This window comes from Corynebacterium genitalium ATCC 33030 (genome assembly GCF_000143825.1).
GTDB classification, from domain to species: Bacteria; Actinomycetota; Actinomycetes; order Mycobacteriales; family Mycobacteriaceae; genus Corynebacterium; species Corynebacterium genitalium.
The window spans coordinates 1822940-1846127 of sequence record NZ_CM000961.1; the positions used below are offsets into that span (position 1 = coordinate 1822940).

Consider the following 23188-nt stretch of genomic DNA (forward strand, 5'->3'; position numbering starts at 1 on the left):
AGGCGAAAACAGGAGGACAACGCCGTGGCACACCCCACTTCCCACCCCGCAACGACAGACCTCAAGCCGTTGCCCGTCCCGCCGCTCGACGGCACGCTCGACGCGTACAGCCACGCCCTCGAAGCGGTCCTCGACGGCAGCGCACTGGAGCATGCGCGGGAGGTCGTCGAAAGCTTCCGCACGGGAGCCGGTCCACGCCTCGACGCGCAGCTGCGGGAACGCGCGGCCCAGCGCGAAGCAGCGGGCACCAATTGGCTTAACGACGAATGGTATTCCTCCTACCTCTCCACCCGCTCCCCCTTGACCCTGGCGTCAAATGTGGGGTTCCAGATCGCCTTCCCTGCGTCCGGTGGCCCTACCGCAGCCGGTGCTGCGGCCACCAACCCTGCCGACCTGGACCGCGCCGTCGAATTCATCCGCCGTGCCGCTGCCGTCCACCTCGCCGCTGCAGCTGACGCCCTGCCCGAGGATGTCGATGCCCGTGGCAACCGCATTACCATGAACCAGTGGTTCGTCTACGCAGGCGGTATCAGGCATCCGGAGGAGGGGGAAGACGGGATCATCGCGACACAGCTCGGCGCCGCGAACCGCGAGATCGGCGTGTTCGTCGACGGCCGACTTTTCGCGCTACCTGTCAGTAACGCCGAAGGCGCTCCCCTGTCCGCCGGTGCCCTGCGCGACAGTCTCGCCACGGTGCTGGAACTCGCGGCGCAACCTGGCGAGGCCGCCCAGGACTTCAACGCCCCGTCGCTGCTCGGCTCCGGCATTCTCGCCGACCTTCTGCCGATGATCCTCGACAAGGGCAGCAACCGCGCCACCTACGAGCGCCTCAGCGACATGCTGTTCACTATTGACATCCAGGACGCCGCAGCCGACGCCCCCGCGACAAGCGACACCGAGCGCATCCGCGAGGCCACCTTCGCCCCGCGCGGCGCCTGGGTATACAAGCCATTGAGCTACCAAATCAGCCTGAACAGCGACTGGGCTGCCGTGCATGTCGAGCACTCGTGCCAGGACGGCGCGACCCTCGTTACCGCGATCAGCCGCATGCAGGATGCGGAGCTGACCGACGCGACCGACACGACCGACGCGGCCGACTCGGCCGACGCAAGCGCCGAACCGGAAGAGCTCGCGTGGGACCTCGACGACGCGACACAGCAGACGATTTCCGCGCAACTGGACGATGTCCGGAAAGCTGCCGGGAAGCTGGCGGCGGACATCATCACGGTCCCTCACACCATCCCGGCGGAGCCGCCGTTCAAGATCAGCCGCGACGCGTCGGCACAGATCACCATGCACATCGCCCAGCAGCTCACGTACGGGCACGTGCGCGCGGTGTATGAGGCCGTCGATATGCGCGAATTCCGCGCCGGCCGCACCGAGTGCCTGCGCGCCGCCACGCCCGAAGCGGTCTTGTTCGCAGAAAAGCTTATCGACGGCACCGCCACCCCCCACGACCTCACCTCCGCCCTCGACGCCCACCGCGGCTGGGTGAAGCGCTGCAAGTCCGGCAATGGATTCGACCGCCACATCCAGATGATGGCCAGCATCGACGACTCCGACGTTTTCTTCACCGACCTCGCCGCCACGGCCGCACGTCGCGATTTCCTGTCCACGACCTCCATCGGCGGCGCTAACCAGATCGTGCGCTACTGCTTCGCGCCGACCCTGCCGGAAGGCTTCGGCATCTCGTATACCCCGCTTCCTAACGACGCCGAATTCTGCGTCTCCTGGAACACCAGCACCGCTGAGCAGCCTGCGAAATTCCGCGCGAATCTCGTCGCAGCCGCGGCAATGTTCTGGGACTTCTGCGGCGAGATCCGCTAAGCGACATCGACTAAACGAGTATCTAACAAGCCAGCCAACGGGAAGGCGGAAGCACATGAAAAAGATCGGACTCACCGGCGGAATCGGCAGCGGCAAATCCACTGTGGCGAAGATGCTCGAAGAGGAAGGCTTCGCGGTGGTCGACGCCGACCAGATCGCCCGGGAGATCATGGAACCGGGCTCACCCGTCCTCGACCGCGTCGCGGCGGAATTCGGCGCGGACATCATCCGTGAGGACGGGACGCTGGATAGGGGGACATTGGCAGGAAGGGCGTTCGTCGATAAGCGGGCAACTGAAAAGTTGAACTCGATCACCCACCCGGCGATCCGTACGGAGTCCGAGCGCCGGTTCGCGGAGGCGGAAGCTGCCGGCGAACCGGCCGTCGTGTACGACATGCCGTTGCTCGTCGACCTCGGCATGCACCGCGACATGGACCTCACTGTCGTCGTCGACGTCGACGCCGAGGAACGCGTGCGGCGGCTCGTCACGGCGCGCGGCCTCGACGAAGCCGACGCCCGCGCCCGCATCGCGCAGCAGCTTGACGACGCCACCCGCAACGCCGCCGCCGACGTCCTCATCGACAACAACGGCGACCTGGACGCTCTTAAACCGCAGGTCGACCAGCTGATCGCGCGCCTGAGGGCCTGAAGTTTCGCCCATTAGTCGAACAACGTTCAAGGCCACGCTACGTCCCATTCACCTACGTTGCCTAAGGTGACCGGCCATGGGAACGTGGGACATCGGGCCGTTCGACAACGACCCGGCAGTGGACGCCGTCGCAGCGCTTGCTGACGGCTCCTTCTGCATGGACCAGTTCCGTTTCGACTGCGGCCGCGGACCGCTCGGCACCGACGAAGCTGAATCCGTCATCGCTTTAGCCGCCGTGCTGAACGGGTACGTGCCCTCCAAAGCTCTCGCACCCGCGCTTCACTTCCCGTTCACCCTCGACGACCGCCGCTGGATTCGGCGTCGCGCTAGCCAGGCCCTGCGGCCGGGTAGCTCCGAGCTCTACGACCTGTGGGAAAATGCCGGCGAACTGGATACCTGGCTCGCCGAGACAAAGAAATACGTCGCGTAACTGCCAGGTTGGGTTCTATGCCCCGGAGCCGTCAGCGCACCTGACATGCCTTTTAGTGGGGCTAGCTCTACAATCACCAGGTATGTCCGTGGACCAGGTCGACCCGCTCATCAGCTCTATCTACCAATGGATGGACGTCTCCGGCGTTCTCCTGATGGGGATCATCGGCGGCACCCTTGCGCGCCAGCTCGGTTATGACATCGTGGGGTTTCTGTTCATCGCCATGCTTTCGGCGCTGGGCGGCGGCATGCTTCGCGACGTCCTCATCAACCAAGGCACCGTCGCCGCCATGAGCCAGCCTGAATACCTGATCCTGGCGTTCACCGGCGCGCTGATCTCCCGGTTCACATACTTCAAGGGCCGTGCGTGGGAGTTCCTCCAGTCGCACGGCGACGCCCTCGTTTCTGCGTTGTGGGCCGCCACCGGTGCGTCCAAGGCCATCCAGTACGGGCTACCGCTTCTGCCCACCATCATGATGGGTGTGTTCACCGCCACTGGCGGCAGCATGATCCGCGACGTCGTCACCGGTCGCGAGCCAGCCGTGTTCGGCGGGAACCAGCCAGCCGTGATTCCGGCGGTGGCCTGCGCGGTGATCGTGTTGATCGGTAACGCCACCGGCTACCTGGCCATATCGATGGTGCTGGGACCGGTCGCGAGTTTCACGCTGTTCCTCTTCGGTTACTACGGCAACTGGCGGGTCAGCCAAGATCCGGACTTCGCGCCGGTAAACGCCACCGTGACTGCCACAGCAACGCAAGTGGCGTCGCTTGCCCGGAAGGCCGAAGACCGCTCCCGCGCCGTAGCCCGCGGACTGGAGCCCAAAAGCGTGCGTGCCTGGCGCCACCGCCAGATGGAGAAAGCCTTGCAGCGGCGCATCGAGGCGGAGATCCGCAAGGGTAAGCACCCAGCCGAGGCCCGCAGCGACGCCGACGAGTTTCTCACCGAATTCACCAACCAGTTCCCCGCCATCGATGCTGAAACACTTGCCGCCGCTGGAGTCGAGACCCCCACTGAAGACGAGAACCTCTTCGAGGGCATCGGTGTCGACCTCGCCGGCGACTCCTACGACGGGGAAACGACGGAACCCGACCCCGCCGAGACCGAAGCAATGCATGCGGACATGCTGGACATCATTTTGTCCGACGCCAAGCTCACCGATGAACTCATCGAACGCCTCGCGGAACGATACAAAAATCGGGACGCCTAGGCGCGCGCCTCTTCGGCCGCAGGGCATGCTTCGCCCCGGTGTGTGCTCTTCGGCTGTTTCGCTATTTCCCGAACAGGAGGTGCATCGCACCAAACTGGTGTGTGGTGTTCGGTACCGGTGTTCCGCGCGGTGAGACCCACACCGGGGTCCCGCCGCGCATCCGTATTCGACCCCGATGGTTCCGGTGGGGGCCGTCGTCGTTGGTCCGGTTGTGATACCTACACAACACCGCCAAGTTCCATTTTTCGCGTTCGGAGCCGGCGGCTTTGACGTGTTGCTCGATGAACAGAATCTGATCCAACGACTTGCCCGTCTGACGCGCAACACGCACCGCCTGCGCCTGCTTGCGAGTAGAGCGAGTTTTCCCGAAATAGACCTCGTGAGCCTTCTCCCACTCGATATAGATGGCAGGCTTGACACCGGCAGCACAAGCAGCCTGACGGTCGAAACCAGCCAGGGCACCCATCGGACTGCCAAGAGAACCAAGAAACGCGTCAAAATCGCTCATGGCACACACGCTAAGCAAAAAGGCACCCTCGATAAGAAAACCACCAAAAATCTGTGGATAACCCACCCCACAACCAGACTTATCCACAGGGACGCAAGGGAGGGGTTGCGGGGAAGGCGTCGATAAGCATGCAAAAAGGCCCGCACCGGAGTGCGGGCCACAAATGCTAGGCGTTAGTTGCCTGCGAGCTTCTCGCGCAGAGCCGCGAGCTGCTCGTCGGAGGCAAGCGAGCCACCCTGCTCAGCCTCACCAGCGGACGGAGCTGCCGGAGCTGCAGCATCGCCGGTGGAGCTGTAGTTGGACGGAGCTGCTGCCTCGCCGGATTCCTCAGCCTCGGCTGCAGCGGCGCGGTTGCGCTCGATCTGAGCAGTGTGAGCCTCGTGCAGGCGGGCAGCCTCGGCGTAGCGGGCCTCCCACTCCTGACGCTGCTCGTCGTAGCCTTCCATCCACTCGTTGGTCTCCGGGTCGAAGCCCTCCGGGAAGATGTAGTTGCCCTGCTCGTCGTAAGAGTCGGCCATGCCGTAGCGGGACGGGTCGAACTCCTCGATGTAGTCCTCGTCTGCCTGTTTGAGAGACAGGGAGATGCGGCGGCGTTCCAGGTCGATGTCGATGACCTTGACCATGACCTCCTGGCCCACCTCGACGACCTGATCCGGCACCTCGACGTGGCGCTGTGCCAGCTCGGAGATGTGAACCAGGCCCTCGATGCCCTCTTCGACGCGGACGAATGCGCCGAACGGAACGAGCTTGGTGACCTTGCCCGGAACGATCTGGCCCACAGCGTGGGTGCGGGCGAAGACGCGCCACGGATCTTCTTGGGTCGCCTTCAGCGACAGGGAGACGCGCTCGCGGTCGAGATCGACGTCGAGCACCTCGACAGTGACCTCGTCGCCGACGGTGACAACCTCGGACGGGTGGTCGATGTGCTTCCAGGACAGCTCGGACACGTGGACCAGGCCGTCAACACCGCCGAGATCGACAAAGGCGCCGAAGTTGACGATGGAGGACACGACACCCTTGCGGACCTGGCCCTTCTCCAGCTGGTGGAGGAAGTCGGAGCGGACCGCGGACTGGGTCTCCTCCAGGTAAGCGCGGCGGGAGAGAACGACGTTGTTGCGGTGCTTGTCCAGCTCGATGATCTTCGCTTCGAGTTCCTGGCCGATGTAGGGGTCCAGGTCGCGGACGCGGCGCATTTCAACGAGGGATGCGGGCAGGAAGCCGCGCAGACCGATGTCGAGAATCAGGCCACCCTTGACCACCTCGATGACGGTACCGGTGACAGGCTGGTCGTTCTTCTGCAGCTCCTCAATGGTGCCCCAAGCGCGCTCGTACTGTGCACGCTTCTTGGACAGAAGAAGACGGCCTTCCTTGTCCTCCTTGGTCAGGACCAGAGCGTCGATCTCATCGCCGATCTGAACGACCTCATCCGGGTCGATGTCGTGCTTGATGGAGAGCTCACGGCTCAGGATGACACCTTCGGTCTTGTAACCGATGTCAAGGAGAACCTCGTCGTGGTCGACCTTGACCACGGTGCCGGTGACAATGTCACCATCGTTGAAGTACTTGATGGTGGCGTCAACTGCGGCAAGAAATTCCTCAGAGCTGCCAATGTCGTTGATGGCAACCTGCGGGGTAGTAGAAGTGGGCATATGTGTTAGTTGCTCCGAATATGGATAGGAGATAGCGGTTGGACATGAGCGCATCTCTCGAAAAAGCAGCTTATCGACGCCCCAAGAGAGGCCGGTCACGCTGGGATTTCGATCTCGCTCCCGCCGTGGGCGGCCCTCCTATTACGACCGGGGCCACGCGGGCAGCGTAGATACGCCTTGCCGAGATTAGTTCATTTGCCCAGCTCGAGCAAACTTTGATCTCGCGCGTCGCAGGTCACTTTCCGGGCGAGTGGTGAAGAAATCTGTGGCGCGAATTCACCATTTTCACACCAATCTCTTTATCCTTAGACAGTCAACCAAATTTGATAGTGCCCGCAGGGCATATAGGTGGTGTTTTTATGTTGAAGCGCGGTATCGGTATCGGCTTCGCTTTCATCGGCGTCGTTGTGGGCGCCGGTTTCGCTTCCGGCATGGAGGCGTTCCAGTACTTCGTCTCGTACGGCGAGATGGGCATGTGGGGCATTGTCCTGGCCGGTGTGGTCATGGCTTTTGCCGCGGTGGCCTTCCTCGCTTTCGGTTCCTATTTCCAGGCGAACGAGCACACGCGTGTGTTCGGCGAAGTCTCGGACGGGCTTTCATCGAAGATCATGGACTGGTCGGCGATCGCCTGCATGTTCAGTGTGGGCTTCGTGATGTTCGCCGGTGCCGGTTCGAACCTTGAGCAAGCATACGGTTGGCCGATCTATGTCGGCGGTGTGGCCATGCTGGTCATCATGCTGCTGGTGGGCCGGCTGGATGTGGACAAGATCTCAGTGGTTCTGGGGCTAGTCACTCCACTGCTCATCATTTTCGTCCTGATCGCGTCGATTTGGACGTTCACGCATACGAGCGTGGACTTTGCGTCGCAAAGCGAATGGGCGCAGCAGAATGTGGAGGGCGCGACGGGCGCTCCCACGTGGTGGCTGGGCGCGCTGAACCACACAGGCTTGAACGCGCTGTGCACGGTGTCCATGGCGATTGTGATCGGCGGCGACAACTTCGACAACAAGTCGGTCCGCATTGGCGGGATAGTCGCGGGCTTCCTGTACGCGGCGATGCTGGCTCTGCTCGTTGTCACGCTGTTCATGGAGGCCAAGGAGATCAACGGCGACGATCTGCCGCTGTTGACCGTGCTGTTCAACATCAACCCAGCACTCGGCCAGGTCATGACGTGGGTCATCTTCCTCATGGTGTTCAACACGTGCCTGGGCATGATCTACGCGCTGGCGAAGCGCGTGACGCGCAACAACCCGGACAACTTCTACAAGGTTTACGTCGGCGCCTGCCTGGTCGGCTTCGTGCTGTCGTTCATCGGCTTCAAGCCACTGGTGGCCAACCTGTACCCGATCCTGGGTTACTTGGGCCTGTTCGTGATCGCGGTGTTGGTCTACCAGTACTTCCGTTACCGTGACCGCCTGGACCGCGAGGGCGAGCTGCGCACTGCCGCTGTCGATCTGGTGACCGACGAGGAGAATCTCGACCCGGACAGCGAGTTCGCGGACATGTCGCTCGACGAGCTGGCTGAGGAATCTATGCTTGATGACGAAGAATTCCAGAAAGCCCTCCAGTCCGAGGTCGAGGACGAAAACGATGAAGACACCAAAGACGCAGACAGTGCAGACGGTACAGACAGCGAGGGCTCTGACGCGGCCGCCGATTCCAGCACGGGTTCCGGCTCCACGAAGATCTAGGAAAATCTAGAGGGGCCTCCCCCCTGCCTTCCCTATTAGCCCGGGTGCCGCGCGGAACAAGCGCCGGCCCCGGGCTAATGTGCTGCTTCGTCCCAGTTGGTGCCGGTTCCGGCGGAGACTTCCAGCGGGACGCGCAGTGTGATGGCGCGGTCCATTTCCTCCTCGACGATCGCTTGAACCTGCTCGAGCTCGCCGGGGGCGATTTCGACGACGAGTTCGTCGTGGACTTGGAGGAGGACGCGGGATTGGAAAGGTTGGTCGCGGGAGGCGTCGTTAAGCGCGGCGTCGACGCGGATCATGGCGACCTTGATGATGTCGGCCGCGGTGCCCTGAATGGGAGCATTGAGGGCGGCGCGTTCTGCGTTTTCGCGCGCGACACGGTTGTCGGAGGTGAGCTCCGGCAGGTAGCGGCGGCGGCCGAAGACGGTGGATGTGTAGCCGTCGCGGCGGGCTTGTTCAACAACCTCGTCGAGGTAGCGTTTCACGCCGCCGAAGCGCTGGAAGTAGGACTCCATGATTTTCTTCGCTTCGCCGGCGGGGATACCCAGCTGGTTGGACAGGCCATATGCGCTCAAGCCGTAGACGAGGCCGTAGCTCATGGCTTTGACGCGGCGGCGCAGCTCGGGGGTGACGTCGTCGATGGGCACGTCGAAGACGCGGGAGCCGACGAAGTTGTGCAGGTCCTCCCCTTCCTTGTACGCCTCGATGAGGCCGGGATCTTCGGACAGGTGCGCCATGACGCGCATCTCGATCTGGGAGTAGTCCGCAGTGAGGAGGCATTCGTAGCCGTCACCCACGGTGAAGGCGGAGCGGATGCGGCGGCCGGCCTCGGTGCGCACGGGGATGTTCTGCAGATTCGGCTCGGTGGAGCTGAGGCGCCCAGTGGATGCGACAGTCTGGTTGAAGGTGGTGTGGATGCGGCCGTCGTCGTGGACGGTCTTGATCAGGCCTTCAATGGTGGACTTGAGCTTCTGCCATTCGCGGTGCGCGAGTAGCTGATCCAAGAACGGGTGCGGGTTCTTTGCGGCGAGCGTCTCGATCTCCTTGGCGGCGGTGGAATAGCCGGTCTTGGTCTTCTTCGTCTTGGGCAGCTCGAGTTTGTCGAAGAGGACGACGGAGAGCTGCTTGGGGGACGAGAGGTTCAGGTCGGGTTCGTCGACAAGCGAACGTGCTGTGTCTTCGGCGTCGGTGACTTTCTGCGCGATCTCTTTCAGCTGCTCTTCGAGGACGTCCATGTCGACGGCGATTCCGGTGTCCTCCATCTCAGCGAGGATGGTCACTAGCGGCAATTCGAGATCGGCGTACAGCTCGTAAGAATTGATCGCGCGCAAGTCCTCGGTGAGCTTTTCCGCGAGCTCCAGGATCGCCGCGGCCGAGTCCACAAGCGTTGTGTCCTCATCAAGCAGGCTCAGCTGGTCGCTGCCCGTAGTGAGCTGGCGTTGCAGGTGACGCTGGTACACGTCGCCGAGATCATACGTACGCTGGCCAGGGCGCAGCAGGTACGCCGCAATCGCTGTGTCGTGCGCAATGCCGCGCAAAGTGATCCCGCGGCCGCGCAGCATGTGGAACGTCTCCTTCGCGCTGTGCAGGTACTTCGGTGCGGCCGACTCGAGCCACGTCTGCAACGCGGACTCCTCCCCCGGGCTTAATTCCGCTAGCTGCTTGCTCACAGCGTGCCGCTGCTTGTCGACGATTCCCACCGCCACAGCATCCCCCGCCGCCGGCGCCCCATGACCCGTGACGAACACGGCGAGACCCTGGCCCTTATGTGCGGACAACCACTCGTCAAGCGGGCCGTCGTCCACCGTGACCTCGCTGAGCTGAACGGTCTCCGGCTCCGGCGCACTGCCGTCCGTCGGCACAGCTGCCAAAACGCGCTCGCGGAGGTTGACGCCGAACTCGAGATCATCGAAATCCTTCGCCACTGCACCGACATCTGCCGGTTTGAGCTCCAGATCATCCGGGCCGACAGGCAGTACGAGATCGGTGACCATCTGGGTCAGTTCGCGGTTGAGCTTGACCTGCTCGATACGCTCACGAAAAGCATCGCCAGCTTTGCCCTTAATGGAGTCGGCGTTGGCGATAAGGGCCTCCAAGTCCCCGTTTTCCACGATCCACTTGGTGGCGGTCTTCTCCCCCACGCCCGGGATGTTAGGCAGGTTGTCCGAGGGGTCGCCACGCAACGCCGCGAAATCCGGGTACTGGGCCGGTGTGAGACCGTATTTGTTCTCCACTTCCTCCGGGGTGAAACGGGTCAGGGTGGATACACCGCGGGTCGGATACAAAACGGTGACGTCGTCGTTGACCAGCTGGATGTAGTCGCGGTCGCCGGTGACAATGACCACCTCGTATTCATCCTGCGCTTGCGTGGTCAGTGTGGCCAAGATGTCGTCGGCCTCGTAGTTGTCTTTTGTCAACGTGACGATGCCCAAGCTGCCCAGCACATCCTGGATGATCGGAACTTGCCCCTTGAATTCCTCCGGGGCGGCTTCGCGCTGGGCTTTGTACTCCGGGAATTTCTCTGTGCGGAAGGTCTTGCGCCCCACGTCGAAGGCGACGGCAGCATGCGTCGGCTGCTCCTCGGAGAGGATGTTCGCGAACATGGACAGAAAGCCATACACCGCGTTCGTGTTCTGCCCGCCGGAGGTGGAGAAGTTCTCGGCCGGCAAGGCGTAGAAGGCGCGGAAGGCCATGGAGTGGCCGTCGATAAGCAAAAGGCGTTTCTTGTTCGCAGTCACAAGGCACCACTTTACCGAGTGGCCCGGACACCTCCCCGCGCCCGGAATACTACTGGCCGGTTTCCGGAATACCGCTCACGTAAACCTGCAGGTCAAAAGCATCGTCTTTGGTTTATCTCCTCCAGCAGTCTTCTAGTTTTGCCACTTGCTCGAACTTCCAGCCCGATGCGCGCGTTTCACCCATGACGGAGAAAGGAGCAACGCTTGGAGACGCGAAACGTATGGCCATACCCGGACTTGCCGCCATCGAAGAACAAAAGCATCTCGATCGAACTAGCGCCCGATTCTTCGGCCATGGTGGTGACAACGACAGCGTCTCCAACAACCCCAACGATCGAACGGATCAGGACGATCTACATCTGGTTAGGGTGCGCCGGGTGTCTCGCGAGCATGCTCATCCCCTTCGCGCTGCTGGGACTGATCGGTTACCTCTTCAGTGAGCCCCGGGACCCCGCACTTCTCATGCTTTGGGTTTTTCTCATCGCTCCAGCGCTGATTTTCGTAGTGATGTACGTCCTGCACAAGAGGATTCCTCCTGACGCGCCATACGAGGTCGGGAGTATTCCGCTTTCCTTGTTAGACCCCGGGCTTGACCGCATCACCCCGGAAGTGATCAACAAAGCCAACAGGCTGGGTGGGTCTCACCGTCAAACCCTTCTCCAGGAAGCTCTTGATGCCCTCGAGCGGGAAGGCGCTGAGGCATTTGTCTCCGCAGTCAACGACATCGACGAAGACCCCGACTAAAGGCGCAGCTTTCTTGCTGGTCTAGACCTCATTTCGTCCGTGAAACACGCTGCGCTATTCTTATTCAGCAAGCCCCAGTAGCCCAATTGGCAGAGGCAACGGATTCAAAACCCGTCCAGTGTGAGTTCGAGTCTCACCTGGGGCACCACTACTTTCTCCGATTTCCTGCCGGTTTGGCGTAACGGGGGTATTGTGACCTAAGTCACCCGTCTAGGAAAGGAAAAGCTGTGTTTGGTTTCTCTTTAATCACCATTATCGTTGCTGTTATCGCCCTAATCGTCGGAATCGTCTTGGGCATCGCCATCGGCAAGAACAACAACCCCCGGGTTTAGAACCAAGACCCTAGCGGCGGAGTTGGCGTACCATGACGCCGTTAACTCCGGATCCGGGGACGTCCTTAAACCCCTCCGAGAGGTAGAGCTGCCGGGCAAAATTTCCCTCTTCAACGGACAAGCTGACCGCATCGATTGCTCGCTGCGAGGAAGCGTCAAGAAGCTCCCGCAGAAGCTGACGGCCAAGCCCTTGGCCGCGCGCATTGGGATGAACCCACAGGCTCAACTCGGGGATATCCGCATCAACGTACCCGAACCCCGGGTTCTCAGCTGGCAGGAAAAACACCCACGCGACGCCCACAGCCCGACCATCCCTCTCCGCTACAATCCCGATGTCCCCGCGCTCAGGATCAAACTCGAGGCAATGAGCTAACGCTTCGGTCTCCCTGACCTGATCAAGGGTGAAACGATCACCGTTCCAATTCACGTTCCCGAGCGTGGCCTGCCCCAGTAATACGCGGTCGCCGTCTGACAGCGGCCGGAATACTGCGTCGATCATGGTTCTCTTTCTACTGCGCGGGGCCTTAGTCTTGCCGCATGACCTGTCCGTGGCGCCAGATAGCCTGCACCAAGCGAATATTTCCGGAGGGGCACCGTACGGTTTCGAACTTCCCGCTCCCACGGTTGAAGGCACATTCGTGAACGAGGACGCGCACGCAGAACCCATCCACGAGCCCTTCGTCGACTATCTCAACCGCGTGTTCCGGTCCGGCGGTTTTCCAGGCCAGCGCGTTTCCGCCCCCGATGGCTTTCGGGAAAAGTTTTCCGCCGGCCTGATGAGGCTGTAGACCGATTAGAAAGGCTCGGGCTTTGTCTCGTTCTTCGGAGCCGACTGCCAGGTAATGGCCGCGCCCGCAACGGTCACCATCGCAATGCCGATGACCATGCGCGCGGTGAGTTGGTCACCGGCGAAGAGCCATCCGAGCAGAGAACCAAGCACAGGATCAAGAGCAAAAAGCGTGCCGACGACCTGTGCCGAGGAGAACTTCGCCGCCAATGTGTCCGCAATGTACGGAATGACCACTCCCACAACTGCGGCAATGGTGAGGATCAGCCATGCGCGCTTATCGACGTTTCCAAGCGACGGCGCAACCAGTGGGAAGGTGAGAATCGCGGCGACTGCTACGGAGATTGCTAAGTCCCCAAGCCCGCCTTCGGTTTTTCCAACGCGTTCAGCGAACACAGTGTAGGCAGCAAAGAAGCCTCCCCCAATGAGACCGAATGTGATCCCGAGCGGGTCCAGACCTGAGGAAGGGCCCGTGATGAGCACGATCCCTGCAAACGCCACGAGAGCCCATACCCTGCCCTGCCAGAACTTGATCCCAAAAAACGACACTAAGCACGGCCCGAGGAAGTCCAATGTGACCGCGACGCCCAACGGGATACGGGCGACCGCAGCAAAGAAGAATTGGTTCATTGCCGCCATGGCCGCACCGTAGATGACGGCATTGATCCATCGTTCGCGGCTGAGCTTGGTGAGCCTTGGCCGGAAGATGACGAACAGGAACGCCGCAGAGAGGGCAAGACGAAGCGTCGACACAGCCACCGTGCCAAGCTGAGCAAACAACGTCGAGGAAATGACGGACGATGATTGGTTCCCCAACGATCCGATGAGGATGAGGATCACTGGGCGCAGCGGCGATACGGCGCTGCCCTCTTGTGCACTAGCAGGCATTGTTACCGGCCGCCGAGAGCTTTCTGCAACGCTTCCTCAGTCTCCGGTGAAAAGGCGACAAAGCGCACCTCGTCCATTTCGACGCCGGACTCGGTAACGCCTTCGATGGCGCAGCCAGCGGCGTCGTCAAGCGGCCAACCGTAAACACCCGCGCTCACCAGCGGGAAGGCAATAGTGCGGGCACCGATCTCGCCTGCTACCTCCATGGAGCGGCGGTAACACGATACGAGTTCTTGACGCGTGCCGCGACCGTACACTGGACCGACAGTGTGAATGACCCATGTGGCAGAAAGGTCGCCCGCGGTAGTCGCTACAGCGTCACCGGTGGGTAGCCCGTCGGGGTACTGCTCCGCACGGACCTTCTTGCAGGCAGCGAGGATCTCCGGGCCGCCAGCACGGTGGATCGCCCCGTCGACCCCACCTCCCCCGAGGAGGGAAGAGTTGGCGGCGTTGACGATAGCGTCGACAAGCTCTCGCGTGATGTCTCCGCGAATGACAGTGAGTTTCATGACTCTGCTAGTTCGCGGGTTTGATCTCGCTCTCGACGACCCACTTGTGGTTCTTCATGGTCATACCGTCAGCCTCAACGTCGACCATGTAGACAGTCTCATCGGTAGAGCTGTCGATCGTGGCTGTCGCACCCTTCATGCCCTTCATGTGCTCGGCGGTGACAACTTTCTCGGTGCCGTCGGCCAAGCGCTCCTCGCCAGCATCCTCGAGCTCCTGCTGGACAACCCACTTGTGGTTGGTCACACGCTCGCCCCCGTCGGTCGGGTCGTAGGAGATGGCGTAGGTGTACGTGCCATCGAAAGCGCCGACGATGGTGGCCTTCGCACCATCCATGCCGGGCATGTGGTCCGCGGCGAGAATGACTTCCGTACCAACGGGGTAAGTCGGGTCAGCAGCCTCAGTCATGCCTTCCGGGGCGGGGCCTCCGTCTTCGGCGTGCTCGTGACCCTCGTGGCCGCTGGCGTCGTCTCCGTGCTCGTGGTTCTGTTCCGCGCTCGTCTCCTCCTGGACTGTGGTCTCAGGGGTCTGAGGCACCTCAGTGTTCTCGGAGGAGCACGCCGTAGCAGCGAACAAACCCGTCACTGCAACGGTTGCGATTGCCATGGTCTTGCGTGTGGTCATGATGTGTACCTCATTCTGCATAGACGGACGGTAACTTGGCCATTCTACATGCGCTTCGTGCTCGTTCCGTTCGTCACAATCATCTTCATGCTCGGCTTCACCTTCCCGATCAAGAATTCCCGTCAGCTGTGAACATCGGCACCGAAGAGATAGACAGAGGTTCATGGCACGTGCGGGCGAACGGGGCCTTGAAGGTCACGCCCTGGGGGTCATAGCACGTGGGCCCCAGAAGGCGCCCCGCAGGACCTTGTAAAGCCCAGCCGCCTAATCGTCCGTCCCCATCACCGTGGCGGCTGCGAGCAGCACGGAGATCGAGCCACGGTCCAAAGACGGCTGGATCTGTGGCACAAATCCCTTGGAGTGGTTCGGCGGGCCAGCCTGCCCCTCTTCAAAACCGGACCAGCCGATGAAGAAGTACGGTACGTCCCAGGCGTTCGGGATGATCGGGAAGTCTTCGGAGCCGGGGAACCCGGGGCCGTACTGCACCAGATCCTCACCGAAGTACTCGGTGAAGGTGTCTTTGACCCGTTCAGTGAGCTCCGGGTCGTTGTAGACCACCGGGACGGAGTCGAGGTATTCGAACTCCGGCGGCTGCGGGCAGTTGCCCGCTTCGCACTCCGCGGTGACCACGCGCTTCATGATGTTCTGGATCTGCTCGGAGATCGCGTCAGTGGAGGCACGGGTGTTGATGCCTAGTTCCACCATGTCCGTGATTGAGTTCGAGGTGGTTCCGCCGTTGATGGAACCGACGGAGATGATGGCGATCTCCAATGGGTCGACCTCGCGCGCGACGGCGGCTTGCAGGCGGGTCACGATCGACGCGGCAGTTGGGATCGGGTCGACGGAGCGGTGCGGAAGCGACGCGTGCCCGGACTTACCGTGGATGCGCACCTTCCAATTCGACGCGGCGGTGGTCATGCGCCCAGGGGTGAAGATGAAGCCGTACGGCGGGTCCTCGGCGAAGATGTGCTGACCGAAGACGTAGTCAGGCCTCGGAAGCCTATCGACGAGACCGTCCTCAACCATGCGGCGCGCCCCTCCGCCGGCTTCCTCACCGGGCTGGAACAGCGCGATGAACGTGCCGGACCACAGGTCTTTGTTGCGCACTAGTGCACCGACCGCACCGAGCTGGGCGGTGGTGTGCATGTCGTGGCCGCAGGCGTGCATCTTGCCTAGCTCGTACGGTGCGGCGTAGTCGACGTCGGATTCTTCGGCGATCGGCAATGCGTCGTGGTCAGAACGGAACAGGACTACCGGGCCTTCACCGTTTTGGATGACAGCGACTTTGCCGGTGCCAGCGAATGTCTGCACCTCGAGGCCTAAGCGCTTGAGTTCTTCCTCAATGCGCGCGGCGGTCTCGTGCTCCTCCATCGAGAGCTCGGGGTGTTGGTGGAACCACTTGTACAGTTCCTCGCGCTCAGCCCGCGTGTTTTCCAGAGTGTCAATCAGTTTCTGAAAGTTCTCGGTGGCCATTGGGATACCTCCTTAGATGAAAGGGTTCTACCTCCCAGCCTAGGCCCGTGGACCGCCACGCACGTGCGGTTTTAGGCCCGGGGATACCGTTCCAGAATGCTGTTGGATTCGTGGGTGGAGGGGGTGGTCCAGGAGCCGTCGATAAGCATTTGCTCTTTGCGCGCCTCCCAGAACGTCGCGTTGCGGATGCCCACTGCCTCCGGATCGAACTGCGGGTCGAGGCCAGCCTTCTTCTGGCGGCGGTAATCCCAAAGGCACTTCAGTGCGGGAACTTGCAGCACGAGGATAGCGACGATGTTCAGCCACGCCGTCACGCCGACGCCAATGTCGCCGAGCGCCCACGCAGTGCCCGGAGTCGTGGTTGCACCGACCCACACAGACACGAGAATCAGACCGCGCAGGAACCAAATGACCACGCTGCGGGCGGTGTCGTTCTCGATCCACCGGTTGAGGTAGCTGAAGTTGACCTCTGCCATGTAGTAGTAAGCGACGATCGTGGTGAAGGCGAAGAAGAGAATGGCCAACGCCACGAAGCTCGCGCCGAAGCCCGGGATCAATGTGTCAAGACCCGACTGGACATAGCCGGGGCCGACAGCGATCGTCTCGGAGATCGCACCGGAGTAGCGAACCGGGCCTTCCTCGTCGCCTTCGAAGACGCGGTACATATCGGTGGAGATGATGATGAATGCGGTCGCAGAGCAGACGAGCAGCGTATCGACGTACACGGCGAACGACTGCACGAACCCCTGCTTCGCCGGGTGGGACACCTCGGCAGCAGCGGCCGACTGCGGGCCGGTGCCCTGGCCGGCCTCGTTGGAGTAGATGCCGCGCTTGACACCCCACAGGATGGCGGCGCCGAGCATGCCGGAGAACAGTGCCTCGCGATCGAACGCGGAACGGAAGATCAGGCCGAAGACATCGGGAATCTCCGACGCGTTCACAAACAGGATGATCACGGCGACCAGGATGTACAACACCGCCATGAAGGGCACGACCATGGACGCGAACCAGGCGATGCGCTTGACACCACCGATAATGATGACAGCGAGCAGCGCGACCATCACCAGCGCAGTCGCCCACGTGGGAACGCTCCACGCATTATCGACGGCTGCGGCCACACCGTTGGCCTGAACACCCGGCAAGAAGTACGAGGTAGCCAGGATCATCATGACGGCGAAGAGGACGGCATAGGCAAGCGCGAACGGGCGGGCCTTAGTGTGGGAGTACGCCTTTTCAATGTAGTAGGCCGGACCGCCGCGGTACTCTCCCGTGTCGCGATCCTTCTCCTTGTACACCTGGGCCAGGCAGCACTCGACGAAGGAGGTGGCCGACCCCAGGAAGGCCACCAGCCACATCCAGAACACCGCACCCGGACCACCGAAGGCGATAGCCGTGGCCACGCCGGAGATGTTTCCCACGCCGACGCGGCCCGCCAGTGAGACCATCAGCGACTGGAACGAGGAAATTCCCGCTTCAGAGTCCTCCCCCGAACGAATTTGTTTGATCATGTCTGGCAAGCAACGCACCTGCAAGAACAACGTCACGGCTGTGAAGTACACGCCAGCACCTAGACAGAGGAATACGAGCGCATTCGACCAGATCAGGCCTTCAAGCGTGCTGATGAGATCTTCCATGGGGGTCCTCCCACGTCGGCAAGTTCTAAATATTGGTCAAACTATAGACCATGGGAAGAGCCAACTATGCACTCATTCCCATATTTTTCGCAGTTACCCCCAACCGAGTGCGCACGCGGGGTCCGATACTCAAATGACAGGACAATTGAGCTCCACTACCCATCCAGAAAGAACATACGTCACTTCTGTCACATCAGTAACAGATGTGACGCTATCCGGTGGAAACTCGACCTCGCTGCTCCACCGCATCGACCGCGCCATTGCAAAAGGCGACCTCAACCGAGGCACCACCACCGTTTTAATATCCACCGGGTTCAACGACTACGCACCCATGAATGTCATGAACGGAGCGTCCGGCGACTTCCGGGACATCCAGAACGTCTACGTCCGCAACCTGCACACCGCTGCCGGCAAGATTCGCCGCATTGCCCCTAACGCCCGCATTATCATGCCCGGCCTGCTCTCCATCTCTGAGCCCACCGGCCTGCAGCGCATCTGCTTGGTCAACGTGATTCCGAACATGCCCGGGGGCATTCCGCTCGGCCATCTTCAGGCGATGGAACTGGGTGCTCGCGACGTCCAGATGCGTGCAGCGCGTGAGATCGGCGCCACCTTCATTGACATCAAGAACGAATCCCGCAACAACCATTCCTGCGCGCCGGACAAGAACCGCTGGGGCACCGGGTTCATCGACACCACCACCGAGAACTACAACATGGCCTACCACCCCTCCCACGCTGGTTCGCGCTACGTGGCTACCCGCGTGATGCAGGTGCTCTAGCGTCTACGCAGTCACCCTCCCAAACCGCGCGGCTCCCCGCTAGCTGACCGGGTTTAGGCTGGAACGCATGGTCTCCCCCACCCCGCAACCTCTTGCACTTGCCTGGTTCCGCGACGACCTCCGGCTCACGGATAACGCCGCCCTCACGTGGGCAGCGCAGCACGGCCATGTGGTCGGGCTGTTCATTTTCGAGGAGATCGATGCCGCTCGCCCACTGGGTGCCGCAGCGGCGTGGTGGCAGCGTGAAAGCGTCCGCAAACTACACGCTGATCTGGCGCAACGCGGTGTACACCTGATCATCGAGCACGGTGATCCCCGTGAGATCATCCCGAGGATCGCCGCCGAGCTGGGTGCCACGGCGGTGACGTGGAACCGCCGCTACCACCTCCTCTTCCGCGATGTCGATGCTGAACTCAAGCGCACACTGGCACAATCGTGCGAGGTCACCTCTCACCCCGGCTACCTGCTGAACGAGCCGTGGACTGTGCAGACAGGTAGTGGCACGCCGTTTAGGGTATTCACGCCGTATGGCAAGGCGTCGCAAAGCATGCTTATCGACGCTCCACCCACCCCCTCCCTATCCCCGACCTCCACGGAACCGACGTGACGAGTGCACCGCCGACCTTCGATGAACCGTTCTGGGCGGTGGAGACCCTCGCCACGCACTGCCATCCCGGTGAGATGCAAGCGCAACGGAAGTTCCGTGACTTCCTCGAGGGATTGGCGGATACAAGCTACAAGGACAACAACGACATCCCCTCGGCTGATGCGACGTCGGGCCTGTCAGCGCACCTGCGCTTCGGGGAGATCAGTCCCGCCCAGATCTGGGCGGAGACGGCCGCTTTCGCAGACGCCAATCACACCGTCGCCGCAGATGCTTGGGCGTTCTTGCGCCAGCTGCTGTGGCGAGATTTCGCGTGGCACCGGCTCTACTACATTCCCACTTTGGCCACGCGCAATGTCCGCGAGCAGTTCAACGCGTTTCCCTGGGCGTGGACGGACCAGCCCACCCCTGGCTCCACAACGCGAGCCTTTGCCCACCCCGAGATGGTGCCGAACGATCCGGACGAGGCCCAGCACCTCGATGAGCTCGCCCTGTGGCAGAAAGGTGAAACAGGAATCCCAATGGTCGATGCCGGGATGCGCGAGTTGTGGGCCACCGGAACGATGCATAACCGGGTGCGGATGGTCGTCGGCAGCTGGTTGACAAAGAACCTCGGCATCCACTGGCGTCACGGCGAAGAGTGGTTCTGGGACACGCTTGTCGACGCCGACTACGCCTCCAACCCCTTCAACTGGCAATGGGTCGCCGGCTGCGGCGACGATGCCGCACCCTATTTCCGCATCTTCAACCCCCTTCTTCAGGAGGAGAAGTTCGACCCCCAGGGGATTTACATCAACCAGTGGGTGCCGGAGCGACACACCCCGATGTACCCGGAGCCGATGGTCGACGTCAAGAACTGACTAACGGGCGGCGGTAATCCAGTTCACGGCCTCACCGTAAGAGACCTCGCCGTACTGGCCGTGGTTGTAAACGCTCAACAACAGCGGCAACGTCGTGGGAGAGCGCATTGCGACGATCGCCGCCAACTCAGTGATCGGCATCTGCCCCCTCAAAGTGGCCACGCGCAGCATGGGGTCGACGTGGCGGCGCCACTCGTCGGGAAGCGAACAGATCGGGTCATCGGGGCGGCAGATATCCAGCACGCGCGGGCCCAGCTCACCGTAACCACCCTCCAGTGTCTCCAACGCGCCCTTATCGGCGGCCGTGGCACCAGCGCGGAAGTGGCCACCGTTGTCAGCCAGGTGGGGGTTGGAGATCAGCGCAGCTGAGCGAAACTTCTCCTTCTGGATCGGCCCGCGGTCGTGGGCGATGTCGTTGATCAACTGCGCACCGATGCCAGCGCCTTCAGAGAAGCCGGTAATGCTAAAGGTCGCATCCGGGCACATGCGGGACAATCGACGCATCGTCGCAGAAGCATCGTTATATCCGGCACGCGCGGAATCCGTGTACGTCATCAGCGTGAACGGCACGGCCGGGTAGGTGATCCACACCGGCTGCGTCGTCCCACCGGTGCGCTGGTGCACGCGCTGCGCCACCGGAGTCACCTTCGGGCCGACAGGAGCCTTCTCCGGGAGGAACGAAGCAGTGTTGGCACCACCGGGAATAGTAATGAGGAACTCGCGCGAGCACGTGTTCACATTCGGCGACTCCAGCACCGAGCTCATATCCTGAGCACTCGCCTGCGCAGCACCGCCCGCTACAAACCCGAGCGCGACAGCGACCGCCGCAATCTTCTTCAGCAACATTCTCTTATTCCTCGCGCCCCGTGAGGCATCGGTTTCCGCGTAAAGACCAACTAAGAATAAAGCACATACAAGGAAACCCCAACAGGAAACGGCCAGTTTGCTCTCAGCGCAGTTTCGTCGGGGGCACCCGCGGGGTACACTGCCCGCATGCGCAAATCCATCGTTACTAAAGCCGTCTCCGTCGCCACCGCGGCTGCCCTGACCCTGGGAGCTTTCCCCGCCGTGGCAGATGCACAGGACAAGATCGGAAAAATCTCCGAGGAAATCACCACTGGCATCGAACGCGGCATAGATCCCGAGAAGTCGGTTCTGCAGGAAAACTCCAGCACCAAGGACTTCTTCAAAAATGGCCTCGAGCCCTTTGGGGATATGTCCTCTATGGACACTGCGACGAGCTCCGAGGGCTTGACCCGCGCCATCCTCAACTACGTCATCATCGCAGCGGGCATCACCATCATCGGCCAGATCATCCAGCTGGTCATGGCTAACATGCCGCGCTAGACCGCACCAATGCTCGTTCCGAGTGGGACTGAGCCAAGACCGAGGCATACAATTTCTTCACTCGAAGGCATTGTATGCTTCTTCTATGTTCAAACCTTTCAAGGTGGCAGCCTGCGCGGCCAGCATTGCGTCGATAAGCATGCTCGCTGGTTGCGTCACCAACGTCGAGGGCGGACACCCTGACGGTTGGGAGCAGATCACGCCGGATGAGGTTCCCGGGATCGCCGCGATGGTGCCTGAAGATATACAGGCATCCGGCACCCTGACAATCGGTACCAACCCCCCGTTCGCTCCTTTTGAGTTCAAGAACTCGCAAGGCCGGATGATTGGTCTGGAGATGGATCTCGGCCACGCCCTCGCCAGCGTTATGGGTCTGGAGTTCCAAGCTCAGGAGCAGGATTTCTCCATGATCTTGCCCGCCGTTCAGGCCGGAACGCTCGACGCGGGAATGTCTGGCTTCACTGACACGGAGGAACGGCGCGAGAACTTCGAGTTCGTCAACTTCCTTTACGCCGGCATCCAGTGGGCGACTCAGCCCGGCAGCGGGGTCGACCCGGAGAACCCCTGCGGGCTCACCGTTGCCGTGCAGCGCACGACGGTGTCAGAGACGGACGACATCCGCCCGAAAGCCGAGAAGTGCGAAGAAGAAGGCGACCCGATCACGATCCTGTCCTACGACACGTCGGACAATGCTGCATTGGCAGCGCTCGTCGGGCGCGCTGACGCGCTTAGCGCGGACTCACCTGTGTCGGCCTGGGCCGTGGAACGCTCGGACGGCCAGCTCGAGCTTACGGGCGAGATGTTCGACGCCGCACCCTACGGCATCGCGGTGCCGAAGGATTCGCCGCTGGCGGACGCGCTCGCCGCAGCCATGCAACACCTTATTGATACGGGCGAATACCAGCGCATCTTGGAACAGTGGAATGTGGAAACCGGCCTGTTGGATGAGGCCCTGATCAACGAGCAGCCAGTGGGAGGACACTAATGGCTCAACGCAACGAACGCCCACAACGCATCGAGGCTAAACCGCTGCGCCACCCGGGACGCTGGGTCGCCGCGGTGATCCTGTTGGTGCTTTTCGCGCTCTTCATCTTCGACGCCGCGCGCCGCGAGGCCTACGGCTGGGGCACTTACTTCGCGTACCTTTTTGACACCCGCATCCTCACCGCCGCCGGCCACACCCTGGCGCTGACGGTGCTGGCCATGATCATCGGTGTGGTGCTCGGCGTGATCCTGGCAGTCATGCGTATGTCGCCGAACCCAGTGTTCAAATCCATTGCGTGGCTGTACCTGTGGGTCTTCCGGGGTACCCCGGTATATGTCCAACTGGTGTTCTGGGGACTTCTCGGAGCGATCTACCAGACCGTCAACCTCGGCTTCACTGAGATCTCCATGGAGGCACTCACGTCCTCCGCTTTCGCCCTCGCGGTGCTTGGCCTGGGCCTCAACGAAGCTGGTTACATGGCCGAAATCGTCCGCTCCGGCATCAACTCGGTTCCGGAAGGGCAGATCGAAGCGTCGAAAGCTTTGGGCATGGGCTGGGGCATGACCATGCGCCGCACGGTCCTGCCGCAGGCAATGCGGATCATCATCCCGCCAACTGGCAACGAGTTCATCTCCCTGCTGAAGACCTCCTCGCTGGTGGTGGCTATCCCCTACTCGCTCGAGCTTTACGGCCGCAGCCAAGACATTGCCGCCGCGCTCTTCGAGCCAGTGCCGATGCTGCTTGTCGCCGCCACCTGGTACCTGGTGATCACCTCGATCCTCATGATCGGCCAGTACTACCTGGAGCGCTACTTCGACCGTGGTGTCACTCGCGAACTCACGGCCCGCCAGCTCGCGGCGCTGACCGACGCTGAAGGCAAAACACCCCACAACGTCACCGTCATCGAGGAAAGGTAGGAAGCG

21 protein-coding genes, 1 tRNA gene and 1 pseudogene are annotated in these 23188 nt (G+C 61.7%); 13 read left to right on the forward strand and 10 right to left on the reverse strand.

The window, feature by feature from the left end:
• Window positions 1-24: 24 nt before the first annotated feature.
• The 4 genes from HMPREF0291_RS08605 to HMPREF0291_RS08620 all read left to right on the forward strand — a co-directional run bounded on the left by HMPREF0291_RS08605 (window position 25) and on the right by HMPREF0291_RS08620 (window position 4113).
• The gene (locus tag HMPREF0291_RS08605) at window positions 25-1827 is read left to right on the forward strand and encodes a choline/carnitine O-acyltransferase (protein ID WP_050748814.1); all 1803 of its coding nucleotides are present in this window, start codon (window positions 25-27) and stop codon (window positions 1825-1827) included.
• 55 nt (window positions 1828-1882) lie between these two features.
• Window positions 1883-2476, forward strand: a complete 594-nt coding sequence (gene coaE, locus HMPREF0291_RS08610; protein ID WP_005290316.1) for a dephospho-CoA kinase — start codon at window positions 1883-1885, stop codon at window positions 2474-2476.
• A gap of 76 nt (window positions 2477-2552) precedes the next feature.
• A complete protein-coding gene (locus HMPREF0291_RS08615) occupies window positions 2553-2906 on the forward strand; it encodes a DUF4259 domain-containing protein (protein WP_005290317.1) in 354 nt (117 codons plus the stop codon).
• A gap of 82 nt (window positions 2907-2988) precedes the next feature.
• Window positions 2989-4113 (forward strand): trimeric intracellular cation channel family protein, encoded by a 1125-nt coding sequence (locus tag HMPREF0291_RS08620; protein WP_005290319.1) that lies wholly within the window; start codon window positions 2989-2991, stop codon window positions 4111-4113.
• Between the two features lie 61 nt (window positions 4114-4174).
• Here the strand turns inward: HMPREF0291_RS08620 and HMPREF0291_RS11985 are convergent, their stop codons facing one another.
• A complete protein-coding gene (locus tag HMPREF0291_RS11985) occupies window positions 4175-4621 on the reverse strand; it encodes a hypothetical protein (protein ID WP_005290321.1) in 447 nt (148 codons plus the stop codon).
• Between the two features lie 173 nt (window positions 4622-4794).
• Window positions 4795-6270 (reverse strand): 30S ribosomal protein S1, encoded by a 1476-nt coding sequence (rpsA, locus tag HMPREF0291_RS08630; RefSeq protein WP_005290323.1) that lies wholly within the window; start codon window positions 6268-6270, stop codon window positions 4795-4797.
• Between the two features lie 359 nt (window positions 6271-6629).
• Between rpsA and HMPREF0291_RS08635 the strand changes: the two genes are divergently transcribed.
• On the forward strand, window positions 6630-7961 hold the full coding sequence (locus HMPREF0291_RS08635; RefSeq protein ID WP_005290326.1) for a YkvI family membrane protein: 1332 nt from the start codon (window positions 6630-6632) through the stop codon (window positions 7959-7961).
• Between the two features lie 74 nt (window positions 7962-8035).
• Here the strand turns inward: HMPREF0291_RS08635 and polA are convergent, their stop codons facing one another.
• Window positions 8036-10699, reverse strand: coding sequence for a DNA polymerase I (gene polA / locus HMPREF0291_RS08640; RefSeq protein ID WP_005290328.1), 2664 nt, complete (start codon window positions 10697-10699; stop codon window positions 8036-8038).
• A 204-nt stretch (window positions 10700-10903) separates the two neighbouring features.
• On the opposite strand from polA, the gene HMPREF0291_RS08645 reads away from it, so the two are divergent.
• Both HMPREF0291_RS08645 and HMPREF0291_RS08650 read left to right on the forward strand, forming a co-directional pair.
• Window positions 10904-11443, forward strand: coding sequence for a hypothetical protein (locus HMPREF0291_RS08645; protein WP_040423742.1), 540 nt, complete (start codon window positions 10904-10906; stop codon window positions 11441-11443).
• Between the two features lie 71 nt (window positions 11444-11514).
• Window positions 11515-11591: transfer RNA gene (locus HMPREF0291_RS08650), tRNA-Leu, on the forward strand.
• A 194-nt stretch (window positions 11592-11785) separates the two neighbouring features.
• Here the strand turns inward: HMPREF0291_RS08650 and HMPREF0291_RS08655 are convergent.
• Window positions 11786-12274 (reverse strand): GNAT family N-acetyltransferase, encoded by a 489-nt coding sequence (locus tag HMPREF0291_RS08655; RefSeq protein WP_005290334.1) that lies wholly within the window; start codon window positions 12272-12274, stop codon window positions 11786-11788.
• A 139-nt stretch (window positions 12275-12413) separates the two neighbouring features.
• Between HMPREF0291_RS08655 and HMPREF0291_RS11850 the strand changes: the two genes are divergently transcribed.
• Window positions 12414-12563, forward strand: coding sequence for a hypothetical protein (locus tag HMPREF0291_RS11850; RefSeq protein ID WP_156774834.1), 150 nt, complete (start codon window positions 12414-12416; stop codon window positions 12561-12563).
• 5 nt (window positions 12564-12568) lie between these two features.
• Here the strand turns inward: HMPREF0291_RS11850 and HMPREF0291_RS08665 are convergent, their stop codons facing one another.
• The 5 genes from HMPREF0291_RS08665 to HMPREF0291_RS08685 form a co-directional block, all read right to left on the reverse strand.
• Window positions 12569-13450 (reverse strand): EamA family transporter, encoded by an 882-nt coding sequence (locus HMPREF0291_RS08665; protein WP_005290338.1) that lies wholly within the window; start codon window positions 13448-13450, stop codon window positions 12569-12571.
• Between the two features lie 2 nt (window positions 13451-13452).
• Window positions 13453-13959, reverse strand: a complete 507-nt coding sequence (locus HMPREF0291_RS08670) for an O-acetyl-ADP-ribose deacetylase (protein ID WP_005290340.1) — start codon at window positions 13957-13959, stop codon at window positions 13453-13455.
• Between the two features lie 7 nt (window positions 13960-13966).
• Window positions 13967-14581, reverse strand: a complete 615-nt coding sequence (locus tag HMPREF0291_RS08675) for a YdhK family protein (protein WP_040424482.1) — start codon at window positions 14579-14581, stop codon at window positions 13967-13969.
• A 264-nt stretch (window positions 14582-14845) separates the two neighbouring features.
• Complete coding sequence (locus tag HMPREF0291_RS08680) at window positions 14846-16054, reverse strand: amidohydrolase (protein WP_005290345.1); 1209 nt, start codon at window positions 16052-16054, stop codon at window positions 14846-14848.
• Window positions 16055-16125: 71 nt separating this feature from the next.
• Window positions 16126-17688 (reverse strand): alanine/glycine:cation symporter family protein, encoded by a 1563-nt coding sequence (locus tag HMPREF0291_RS08685; RefSeq protein ID WP_005290346.1) that lies wholly within the window; start codon window positions 17686-17688, stop codon window positions 16126-16128.
• A 205-nt stretch (window positions 17689-17893) separates the two neighbouring features.
• Here HMPREF0291_RS08685 and HMPREF0291_RS08690 point away from each other — a divergent pair, with 205 nt between their 5' ends.
• Together HMPREF0291_RS08690 and HMPREF0291_RS12190 are read left to right on the forward strand one after the other, a co-directional pair.
• Window positions 17894-18469: a GDSL-type esterase/lipase family protein gene (locus tag HMPREF0291_RS08690; RefSeq protein ID WP_005290348.1), complete on the forward strand. Its 576-nt coding sequence runs from the start codon at window positions 17894-17896 to the stop codon at window positions 18467-18469.
• 67 nt (window positions 18470-18536) lie between these two features.
• A pseudogene (locus HMPREF0291_RS12190) lies at window positions 18537-19933 on the forward strand (cryptochrome/photolyase family protein).
• Here HMPREF0291_RS12190 and HMPREF0291_RS11990 read toward each other — a convergent pair.
• Window positions 19934-20779 carry a cutinase family protein gene (locus HMPREF0291_RS11990; protein ID WP_005290353.1) on the reverse strand — a complete coding sequence of 282 codons (846 nt, stop codon included), beginning with the start codon at window positions 20777-20779 and terminating at the stop codon, window positions 19934-19936.
• 147 nt (window positions 20780-20926) lie between these two features.
• Here HMPREF0291_RS11990 and HMPREF0291_RS11995 point away from each other — a divergent pair, with 147 nt between their 5' ends.
• The 3 genes from HMPREF0291_RS11995 to HMPREF0291_RS08720 all read left to right on the forward strand — a co-directional run bounded on the left by HMPREF0291_RS11995 (window position 20927) and on the right by HMPREF0291_RS08720 (window position 23182).
• Window positions 20927-21280, forward strand: a complete 354-nt coding sequence (locus HMPREF0291_RS11995; protein WP_005290356.1) for a hypothetical protein — start codon at window positions 20927-20929, stop codon at window positions 21278-21280.
• 85 nt (window positions 21281-21365) lie between these two features.
• The gene (locus HMPREF0291_RS08715) at window positions 21366-22265 is read left to right on the forward strand and encodes an ABC transporter substrate-binding protein (protein WP_005290358.1); all 900 of its coding nucleotides are present in this window, start codon (window positions 21366-21368) and stop codon (window positions 22263-22265) included.
• Window positions 22265-23182 (forward strand): amino acid ABC transporter permease, encoded by a 918-nt coding sequence (locus HMPREF0291_RS08720; RefSeq protein WP_005290359.1) that lies wholly within the window; start codon window positions 22265-22267, stop codon window positions 23180-23182. Before HMPREF0291_RS08715 ends, HMPREF0291_RS08720 begins: the two co-directional genes overlap by 1 nt.
• Window positions 23183-23188 lie beyond the last annotated feature (6 nt).